Here is a 9,402-nt window from a genome sequence, read left to right as displayed (position 1 = left end):
ACGAGCATCACGTGTACGCCGACAGCGATGAGCGGCAACTCGCAGTTGGTCGTTCCCGCGCGGCGAAGTCATCTTGTTCATGCCCGACCCGGCGGTCGGGTGGTCAGGGCGTGTTGCGTGCTGTGCCGCGCTCTGCGTGGTCAACGATGGTTGTAGTGGAACACATAGCGGTCCAGCACTGACTCCAAGTGGTGATCGATCAGTCCGCGAGGACTGATCAACGAGTACCGACCGCCTCGTCGAGGAAGCCGCCGGACTGGTGGCGCCACAGCTTCGCGTACGTCCCGTCGACGTCGAGCAGTTCCGCGTGGGTGCCCTGTTCGACGATCCGGCCCCGGTCGAGCACGATCAGCCGATCCATCCGCACGACCGTGCTCAGCCGGTGTGCCACGACGATCGCGGTGCGGCCGTCCATGAGCCGCCACAGTGCCTCTTGGACCAGTACCTCGCTCTCCGAGTCCAGCGCGCTGGTCGCCTCGTCCAGCAGCAGGATCGGCGCGTCACGCAGGATGGCGCGGGCCAGCGCGACCCGCTGCCGCTGCCCGCCGGACAGTTTGATGCCACGTTCGCCGACCATCGTGTCGAACCCGTCGGGCAGCGCGTCCGCGAACTCCGTCACGTGCGCGGCATGCGCGGCGCGGTGGATCTCGGCGTCGGTCGCGCCCGGCCGTGCGAACGCGATGTTCTCGCGCAGCGTCCGGTGGAACATGGCGGGGTCCTGGGGCACGTACCCGATCAGGCCGCGCAGGTCGGCCTGACTCAGGCGGGCGATGTCCTGGCCGCCGATGAGGACGCGGCCCCGATCGATGTCCATCAGCCGCAGGAGCAACCGGGTGAGCGTGGTCTTGCCGCCGCCGGAGCGGCCGACGAGCCCTATCCGCGTGCCCGCCGCGATGTCCAGGTCGAGCCCGTCGAACAGCGGCTCGCCGCCGCCGTGCGTGAACACGACGTTCTCGAACTGAACCTGGGAGTCCTTCACGCGCAACGGTTCCGGGTGCTTCGGGTCGAGCACGGTCGGCGGGTCGAGCAGCAGTTCGGTGAACTGAGCCGCCTCGGTGAGCGCACTCTCCACCTGCCGGTAGATCTGGTTGAACTCGAACATGATCCGCGTGGCGTTCCCGAAGTAGGCGAACGTCACCACGATCGCCTCCACGCCGAGCCCGTCGCTGACCCCGATCGCGACCACGAGGCCGAGTACGTTGGTGAGCACGGACAGCGGCGCGATCACGGTGTCGATGCGCAGGTTGTTGTAGTCCCACGACCGCAGTGCCAGCGTTCGCTGCTTGGCGGCACGGATCCGGTGCTCCGCGCCCTCGCGCCGCTCGGCGGCGAACGCCCGCACCGTCTCCATGTTCATGAGCGTGTCCGAGACGTGGCCGGACACCTGGGCGATGGCGGCCTCGCGCTGGTCGACCAGCCGCTGGCGGTGGCGGATGAGCGGCGCGACCACACATCCCGTGACCAGGATCAGGCCGACCAGCACCGCGACGAGCATCGGGTGGTAGCTCCACAGAACGACGCAGGCGAAACCCAGCGGGATGAGGTTGGCGAAGATCTTGAACGCCAGCGTGTCCACGAAGTCCTCGAAGCGGAACGCGAAGCTCAGCACCCGTTTGGTGAGCGACCCGGCGAAGTTGTCGTGGAAGAACGCCGCGTCCTTCCCCAACAGCTCGTCCATCGCGAGGGCGGACAGGTTCTCGATCCCGCGGCCGTCCACGCGGTTGAGGCAGTGCAGGCCAATGCGCCACAACAGTTCCGAGAGCAGCATGAAACCGCCGAAGGCCAGCACGTAAGGCAGGACGGCGCCCAGCCTCGTGTCGCCACCATCCGCAAGCTTTCCCACGAGCCCGCCGACCGCCAACGGCGCGAGATAGAGCTGACACGTCACGCCCAACGCGGGCAACACGAGTGCGCCCACGGTCATGAACCCGTGGCGCCGCAACTCCCTTCCGTACAGGCGCAGAGCGAGCGGCACCGCGTTCTTGCGGACAGGCCTTTCCGATCCTGGCACGACCATCCGCCCCCTCCGGACACCTCAGCTTCCTCATGCTGCCGTAGAGGGTCGGGTGGCAGCGATCGAATATCGCCGCGTGGACGCGGTCGGCGGAATGCCTTGCGACACCGCCTGTCGGCGCCCGGCTGCACCCCGACGTCGTCAAGAGCGTGCAACGGTTCCAGGTCGGCGAGTCCGGCGACGGCGCCAACCTGATCGCCAAGGCGGGCGGCGGGGCGTACGGCGCGGCGGTGCGGTTGTTCGTCGCCGAGGAACAGAACCACGCGCGGATGCTGGAGCATCTGCTGCGGGCTGCTGGGCAGCCGACAATCAGTTCGCACTGGACGGACGCGGTGTTCGTGCGGCTACGCCGTGCGCTGGGACTCCGGCTGGAACTGATGGTGCTGCTCATCGCGGAAACCGTGGCGCTGCGGTACTACCGGGCGTTGCGGGACGGCAGTCGTGACCCGCTCACCGCTGACGTCGCGGATCGGATTCTGCAGGACGAGGAGCGGCATGTTCCGTTCCACCAAGCCCGGCTCGGCCGGGTTTGCCCGCCTGCACGGGCGTTCTGGTGGCTGCTGTTCGTCGGGGCCGTGGTGACGGTCGCCCATGACCACGCGCCAGGGCTGCGACAGCTCGGCGTCGGGCGGTGGCAGTTCGTCGTGCAAACGCTCGAAATCGTTCGACGGCAAAGGATAATGGGCGGCGATGCGCATCGTCCTGCACGCACGGACGCGCCTTGAGGGATTGGCGGTCCACACAGACCGGGTACCGGCGGCACCGAGTCGACGTTGATGCCCGTGGCGTGACCACTAGCCGGTGAACAGGTGCCCGAGCCGGTAGTCGATGATCCGCGTCGCCTGCTCGGTGTCATAGGCCTCGACCAGTATCGCGCTGAGCAGGCCGGCGGTCATGGTCGCGAGCGCGTCGGCCTCCAGCCGGGTGTCGAAGTGCGCCGGAACGCCGCCGCGCTGCTGGGCTTGTTCGAGCTGGCCGGCGACCAGGCGTACGAGGTGGGGCAGCATGGCCTGCTGGTCCGGATCCTGGCCGCCACGGGTGACGTCGACGGCGAAGTAGGCGATCTGCACCGCGCACAGCATGCGGCTGCGTTCGTCGGTCGGCAGCACGGCGAGCAGGCACGCGCGGACGACGGCGCGTTCGTCGCCTGTCCGCAACGCCTCGGCGATGTCCCGTCCTGCCCGCTCGGCGCCCAGTTCGGTGATGCGGCGCCAGGCGTACTGCAGCATCTGCTCCTTGGCGGGGAAGTAGTACTGCACCTGGAACATCGAGATGCCGGCCTCCGCGGCGACCGCCCGCAGCGTCACCGCCTGAAGGCTCTGCGTCGCCGCGATCCGGAAGAGCGCCTCCGCGATCTCACGCCTTCTCTCGTCGTGGTCAACGCGTTTCGGCACGTGATCACTGTGCCACACCGGCCGCTGTTGGCCTGACGGGCCGGTTTGCTATAACATTGCGTCTGCATTGGAAAACCCGGCTGGGGGGTCGAGATGCTCGGAAAGTTCGTGGATCAGAAGGCGCAGGAGAACTACTTCGCCACGTACGACGCGATCCTGCGGAAGTGGCCCGTTCCGGCTGAAGAGCTGGACGTCGAGACGCGGTTCGGACCGACCCGCGTCCGGCGCAGCGGCACCGGACAGGGCACGCCGATCGTGCTGCTGCACGGCGTCATGGGCACGTCCTTGTCCTGGTATGCCTACGTCGCCGAACTGGCCGAGCGGCACACGGTGTACGCGGTGGACACGATCGGTGAACCGGGTCGCTCGGTCCAGACGCGTCCCGTGCAGAGCGGCCAGGACCAGGCGGACTGGCTCGCCGACGTGCTCGCCGGCCTCGGCCACGAGAAGTTCCACCTCGTCGGGATCTCCCGCGGCGCCATCTTCGCGCTGGACCTCGCCATGCGTTCCGGCGACCGCATCGCGAGCGTGATCGCCTTCGAACCGGGGGGCTTCGGGATCGCCGGGCTGCGGTTCGTCCTCTGGAGCTTCGGCCAGATGTACCGCTGGTTGCTGCCGGCGCCGATCCTGCGCCGGATCATGTCCGGAGATCCCCACGTGCGCCGCACCCTGGCCCCGTTGGTGTTGCGCGGGCTCAAGTACAAACCGCACTTCCCGCCGCAGCACGAGTTCACCGACGACGAACTGCGCGCGATCGACGTGCCCGTCCACTTCGTGTTCGCCGAACGCAACAACGTCTACGACGCGCGCGAGGTCACTGCCCGCGTCGAGGCGCTCAATCCCCGCCTCCACGCGGAGATCGTGCCGAAGACCACCCACGCGCTGCCCCTGGAGGAACCGGAGCTGACGATCTCCCGGATCCTCACCTTCGTCGAGGACGACCGGGCGGACTTACCGGAATGAGCACCTGGGAGCGTGCATTCACGGTGTGTCCAGTGCAGGGGTGAGTCCAAACCTCAAGGCGTCTGGTCGCGGGTCTTGTCGGAGCTCCCGAGGTCCTCGACGATCTGCTGCGCGGCTTTCTTCACGTCGTCGTTCATCGGCACCTCGTACACCGACACCACAACACTCCACTTACCGGCGGCGGCACGCACCGTGAGGCCGCCGCCGGGCTCGTCGTCCGCGCACGACTTGGTGTTCGCGTCCAGCTTCCCGCTGCGGCAGAGCATCGGTGTCAGCCGTTCCGACTCCGCCGGGCTCGAGTAGGCGACGAGTCCCACGTTGAGCACCTGGCGTCCGGTCGAGACGAAGACCCGGCAGCCGTTGGCCTCCGAGGAGCTCACCTCCGAGACCTCGAAGCCCTTGGTGATGACCGCGAGCGGTTCTGGCTTCAGCAGGTCGGGACAGCCCGACTTGACCTTGTCGGCGAGGCCGGCGGGCACGTCGGTGCCGCACGCGGCCGTGGTCACGAGCACGAACGTCGTCAAGGCGACCGCGAACCTGGTTCTCACTTGCTCCCCCATGCGTTGCCCCGGCGCCTGGTTGTTCGGCGCGGGCTGAAATGGTCGCACGGAGTTCCCACGTGCGCTGCCGGCAGCCCTGCCCGCGTCGATCGAGCTGCGCCGGCGGCTCGGGGAGCGCTGGCGCCGCCGTGCGGTTGAACTGCATGCCCTGGGCTCTCGGAACCGGGCCTGTCCGATCCTCTGTGGACGGCACGAATCCTTCGCTGGACCCACTTCCATGTTTACCCGGTCCCTCGATCGGGTAACAGATCGTCCGGAAGTAGTGCCATGACAAGGGAGTTGGAGTCAGGCCTGTGTGGTGAGACAGGAGGAACAAGCAGCAATGTGGTCCGTGGACGGGAAAGCCTCGAAGTTCCTCGACGGCGCGCCGATGGGCAGTATCGAACTGGCACGCGGTCTCGCAGGTTCAGGTGGATCGCTCCCGGAGATCACGACGGTGCTCGAACGGGCGCCCGTGGGCTTCGCGGTCGTGGGCGAGCAGATGCAGGTCCTCTACGTCAATCCGGCGTTCGTATCGGTGCACGGCCTGCCCTCGCGCCAGTTGGTCGGGCGAACGATCAGCGAAATCGTTCCGCCTGCCCATGCGACGGCCGTGGAACCCCTCATCGTCGACGTGCTCCGCACCGGCGCCGTGCACCGCGATGTCGAGACGCACGGCGAGGCCGGTGACGCCGCCAAACACCTCCTGCTCAACCTGTTCCCGTTGTGTGGCCGCGATGACGAGGTGGTCGCCGCCGTGATCGCGGTTCAGGACGTCACCGAGTCGCACGAGGTCGCCGAGCTCGAAGGGCTGCGCCTGCACGCCGAGTGGACCGACCGGCTGGATCGGGCACAACGTGCCGGCGGTACCGGGTCGTGGGAGATCGACCTGCGCACCGGCCGGGTCGCGTGGTCGGTGAACCTGTGCCGCATCGCCGGTGTGACCCAGTCGCCGAACACCGTTGAGGAAGTCCTCGCGCTGGTGCACCCGGAAGACGTCGAGGTGGCTCGCGCTTCGTTCAGCGGCCGCACCGTGCACTCGCCGGTGTCGGACGTGGAGTACCGGTTGTGCACGCCCGACGGGCGGATGGTCGTGGTCTCGTCGATCGCCGAGCCGGTCGCGGACACCGCCGGCACAGTGGTGGCGCTGCGCGGTATGTGCGTCGACCGCACCGCTCGCCGCACCGCCGAGGCCACCGCACGGGCGGCCGTGGTGCGGGCAGATGAGATGACCGCGCAGCTGAAGGACGAGCGGCAGGTCGTGCTGCAACTGCAACGAGCTCTGCTGCCGCCGAGCCTCCCGGACGTCGAGGGCGTCGAGCTGTCCGCCGCTTATCGGCCCGCGGACAGCGCGGCCGGGGTGGGCGGCGACTTCTACGACGCGTTTCCCCTGCCGGACGGCAGGCTCGCGATCGCGGTCGGCGACGTGATCGGGCACGACGTCGAAGCCGCGGTCACCATGGGCAGCGTCCGCAGCGCCCTGCGCGCCTATGCGATGCAGAACCCGCTTCCCGACCGCGTGCTGCGTGAACTGAACCGGCTCGTTTGCTCGTGCGCGGACATGACGATGACCACGGTGTTCTACGGCGTCTACAGCCCCTGGGACGGCACCCTCTGCTACGCCAACGCGGGCCACCCCCACCCGCTGCTCGTCCACGACGGCACGGCCCGTCCCATGGCACACCGGCACGGGCTGATCACGGGGGCCGTGCCACAAGCCGAGTATCTCGCCTTCGAGACGTCACTTCGGCCAGGTGACGTGCTTTTCGTCTACACCGACGGGCTGGTCGAACATCACGACGCGGACATCGACACGAGCATCCAGACCTTGTGCGCCGCCTTGACAGCGCCACATCTGCCCAAGGGCCTTGACCACCTCGTGCCGACGGTGATCAACGCCGCCGCCCCCGACCAGGGTCGCGACGACATCTGCGTACTCGCCTTGCGCCACAGACCGCCAGGCACCCGGTCAGGCGGGGAGTTCGTTGAGCTTGCGGATCTGCTGGTCGAACATCCGTGACGGGACGAGCCGGCGCATGGTGTGGACGCGCCCGGTCTGCGCGCCGGCGGGGTAACGCAGTTTCGGCTTCGCGTCGGTGGCCGCCGCGACGATGGCCTTGGCGACGACCGCGGGATCGTCGCCGGCCTTGACCGCCGCCGCCATCCGCTTGTCGAAGGCGCGCCGATGCTGGGCGTAGACCTCCAGGGGCTGGTCGGGCTGCGCGGCGTTGGCCTCGAACGAGGTGTTGGTCCACGAGGGCTCGACCAGCAGGACCCGGACGCCGTACTCGCGGACCTCGTGGTCCAGAGACTCCGAGTAGCCCTCGACGGCGTGCTTGGACGCGGCGTAGACGGCCATGTAGGGCACGGGGATGAACCCGACGATCGAGGAGATGTTGACGATGCGCCCGCCGCGCTGAGCGCGCATGTGCGGCAGGACGGCCTTCGTCATGCGGATGACACCGAAGACGTTGATGTCGAAGACACGCTGGTCCTGAGCCATGGAGCTCTCCTCCGCGGCGCCGCCCGCGCCGAACCCGGCGTTGTTGACCAGGACGTCGATCCGCCCGAACCGCTCCATCACCTGTCCCACCGCGGCGTCGACCGACTCGTCGCTGACCACGTCGAGGTCGACGAACGTCACGCCGCCCAGCGGGGCGGCCTTCGACGCGTCACGGCTGGTACCGATCACGTCGTAGCCGGCCCCGACCAGCGCGAGGGCCGCGGCCTTCCCGATTCCGGAGGACGCTCCCGTTACGAGGGCTACCGGCTTGTTCGTTGTCATCTCGGCTCCTGACTGATGCGACAGATGTCGGCTTGCTGTGGCGGAGTGACCGCGATCGGCGCAGGACCACCCGCACCCGCCGGGCTATATCCGTGTCACGAACGTATCAGTTAGTCCAACGAACAGCAACATCGAAGTATCAGTTAGGCAGTTACCCGTATCGGTCCCGTATCCTCTACAGGAGATCAGGCAGCGCCGAGGCAGGAGACAGACATGAGCCGAGCACTGCGGGCAGACGCCGAGCGCAGTGTGCGCGCGATTCTCGAGGCGGCCGAGCGGGTGCTGGCCGAAGACCCGAACGCCTCCATGGAGCAGATCGCCGAAGCGGCGGGCCTGACCAGGATCACCGTGCACCGCCGGTTCGCGAACCGGCAGGCGCTGGTGGACGCGCTCGCCGTCTCCGCCAAGCAGCAGCTCATCGACGCGATCGAGGAAGCCCGGCCGGACTCCGCCCCCGCGCTCGTGGCGCTTTACCGGGTGACCGCGAACGTCATGCGGGTCAAGAGCACCTGGCGCTTCACCCTCAGCCACGCCACGGCGCACACCAGCGCCGCGGCGGCTCTCTGGGAGGAGATCAACGGCCACACCGTGAACCTCCTCAACCGGGCCCAGCACGAGGGACTCCTCGCCCCGGACGCGGACCTGGACTGGACGCGGCAGGTGTACTACGCCCTCCTCAGCGAAGCCCTGAACAAGCCCGGCACCGACCCCGCCGCACAAGACCCGGACGCGCTGGCCACGCTCGTCATCGACACGCTGCTGCACGGAGCAGGACCACGCGGCTGAGCCAGTTCGCCCGCGTTCGCGGCGAGGGACATGCGTCCTGCCTGAACAGCCGTCAGTAGAAGCCCTCACGCCGCGCCGAGCCCGTGTGGCCCAGGTCCGCGCTGATCCGTTCCGCGGCGTCGAGCAGCAGCGGCAGCACCTCTCCGCGGAGCTCCTCCACAGACGACCGCCCCACTGAGGTGGAGGACGCGAGCGCGGCGACGACCTCCCCGGTGCGGTCGCGTACCGGCGCGGACACCGAGAGCAACCCGATCTCCAGCTCCTCCGCCACGATCGACCACCCGTCCGAGCGAACCTGTCGCAGGCCGGCCCGGAACTCCTCGGCGTCGGTGACCGTGTGCCTGGTCAGCGCGGGCAGGCCGGCCGCGACGACCTCGTCGACCACGGCGTCCGGCGCCCAGGCGAGGAGCACCCGGCCCATCGATGTCGCGAACGCCGGGATCCGGGTGCCGACCGACACGTTGATGCTCATGATCCGCCGCACCGGCACGCGCGCGACGTAGACGACGTCCCGTCCGTCGAGCTCCGCCAGCGACGCCGACTCGCCCGTCTTCGCCGACAGCTCCAGCAGGTGCGGCTGCGCGATCTCGATCATCGCGTGCGACGCCGAGTAGTGCTGCCCGATGCTCAGCACCCGAGGCGTCAGCGTCCACCTCGTGCCCTCGTTGCGCACGTACCCGAGTCGTTGCAGCGTAAGGAGAATCCTGCGCACGGCAGGCCGCGAGAGATTGGTGGCCGCGGCGAGTTCGGCCAGGTTCGGGCTCGGCCGTTCCTCGTCGAACGCGAGCAGCACCGCGAACCCGCGCTCGATGCTCTGGATGAAGTCGCGCTCGTCCGGCCCGCTGGTCATCGCCCCATCTTTCCGCACCACCACCCGTTGACATGCCCGCAACGTCGGTGCACCCTCATGTAACCGCAAAG

At 68.5% G+C, this 9,402-nt stretch carries 9 protein-coding genes; 4 read left to right on the top strand and 5 right to left on the bottom strand.

Going from position 1 to position 9,402, the window contains the following annotated elements; genetic code table 11:
• Nucleotides 1-217: 217 nt before the first annotated feature.
• Nucleotides 218-2,017: an ABC transporter ATP-binding protein gene (locus tag SK803_RS13920; protein WP_319966386.1), complete on the bottom strand. Its 1,800-nt coding sequence runs from the start codon at nucleotides 2,015-2,017 to the stop codon at nucleotides 218-220.
• A gap of 146 nt (nucleotides 2,018-2,163) precedes the next feature.
• Here SK803_RS13920 and SK803_RS13915 point away from each other — a divergent pair, with 146 nt between their 5' ends.
• Nucleotides 2,164-2,739 (top strand): ferritin-like domain-containing protein, encoded by a 576-nt coding sequence (locus tag SK803_RS13915; RefSeq protein WP_319966385.1) that lies wholly within the window; start codon nucleotides 2,164-2,166, stop codon nucleotides 2,737-2,739.
• Nucleotides 2,740-2,808: 69 nt separating this feature from the next.
• Here SK803_RS13915 and SK803_RS13910 read toward each other — a convergent pair whose 3' ends face one another.
• Nucleotides 2,809-3,408 carry a TetR/AcrR family transcriptional regulator gene (locus SK803_RS13910; RefSeq protein ID WP_319966384.1) on the bottom strand — a complete coding sequence of 200 codons (600 nt, stop codon included), beginning with the start codon at nucleotides 3,406-3,408 and terminating at the stop codon, nucleotides 2,809-2,811.
• 93 nt (nucleotides 3,409-3,501) lie between these two features.
• Here SK803_RS13910 and SK803_RS13905 point away from each other — a divergent pair, with 93 nt between their 5' ends.
• Nucleotides 3,502-4,371 (top strand): alpha/beta fold hydrolase, encoded by an 870-nt coding sequence (locus tag SK803_RS13905; RefSeq protein ID WP_319966383.1) that lies wholly within the window; start codon nucleotides 3,502-3,504, stop codon nucleotides 4,369-4,371.
• A gap of 53 nt (nucleotides 4,372-4,424) precedes the next feature.
• On the opposite strand, the gene SK803_RS13900 is transcribed toward SK803_RS13905, so the two are convergent.
• Nucleotides 4,425-4,919 (bottom strand): hypothetical protein, encoded by a 495-nt coding sequence (locus SK803_RS13900; RefSeq protein WP_319966382.1) that lies wholly within the window; start codon nucleotides 4,917-4,919, stop codon nucleotides 4,425-4,427.
• A gap of 343 nt (nucleotides 4,920-5,262) precedes the next feature.
• On the opposite strand from SK803_RS13900, the gene SK803_RS13895 reads away from it, so the two are divergent.
• Nucleotides 5,263-6,930: a SpoIIE family protein phosphatase gene (locus tag SK803_RS13895; RefSeq protein ID WP_319966381.1), complete on the top strand. Its 1,668-nt coding sequence runs from the start codon at nucleotides 5,263-5,265 to the stop codon at nucleotides 6,928-6,930.
• Here the strand turns inward: SK803_RS13895 and SK803_RS13890 are convergent.
• A complete protein-coding gene (locus SK803_RS13890) occupies nucleotides 6,880-7,695 on the bottom strand; it encodes an oxidoreductase (RefSeq protein WP_319966380.1) in 816 nt (271 codons plus the stop codon). The genes SK803_RS13895 and SK803_RS13890 overlap by 51 nt on opposite strands.
• Before the next feature lie 213 nt (nucleotides 7,696-7,908).
• Here SK803_RS13890 and SK803_RS13885 point away from each other — a divergent pair, with 213 nt between their 5' ends.
• Nucleotides 7,909-8,481 (top strand): TetR/AcrR family transcriptional regulator, encoded by a 573-nt coding sequence (locus SK803_RS13885; protein WP_319966379.1) that lies wholly within the window; start codon nucleotides 7,909-7,911, stop codon nucleotides 8,479-8,481.
• Between the two features lie 52 nt (nucleotides 8,482-8,533).
• Here the strand turns inward: SK803_RS13885 and SK803_RS13880 are convergent, their stop codons facing one another.
• Complete coding sequence (locus tag SK803_RS13880; protein WP_319966378.1) at nucleotides 8,534-9,331, bottom strand: IclR family transcriptional regulator domain-containing protein; 798 nt, start codon at nucleotides 9,329-9,331, stop codon at nucleotides 8,534-8,536.
• Nucleotides 9,332-9,402: the final 71 nt, after the last annotated feature.

The sequence above is a fragment of the Lentzea miocenica genome (assembly GCF_033949945.1).
Lineage (GTDB): Bacteria > Actinomycetota > Actinomycetes > Mycobacteriales > Pseudonocardiaceae > Lentzea > Lentzea miocenica.
The sequence above is the reverse complement of the archived record's forward strand: the minus strand, read 5'-3'. Positions and strand labels throughout refer to the sequence as shown.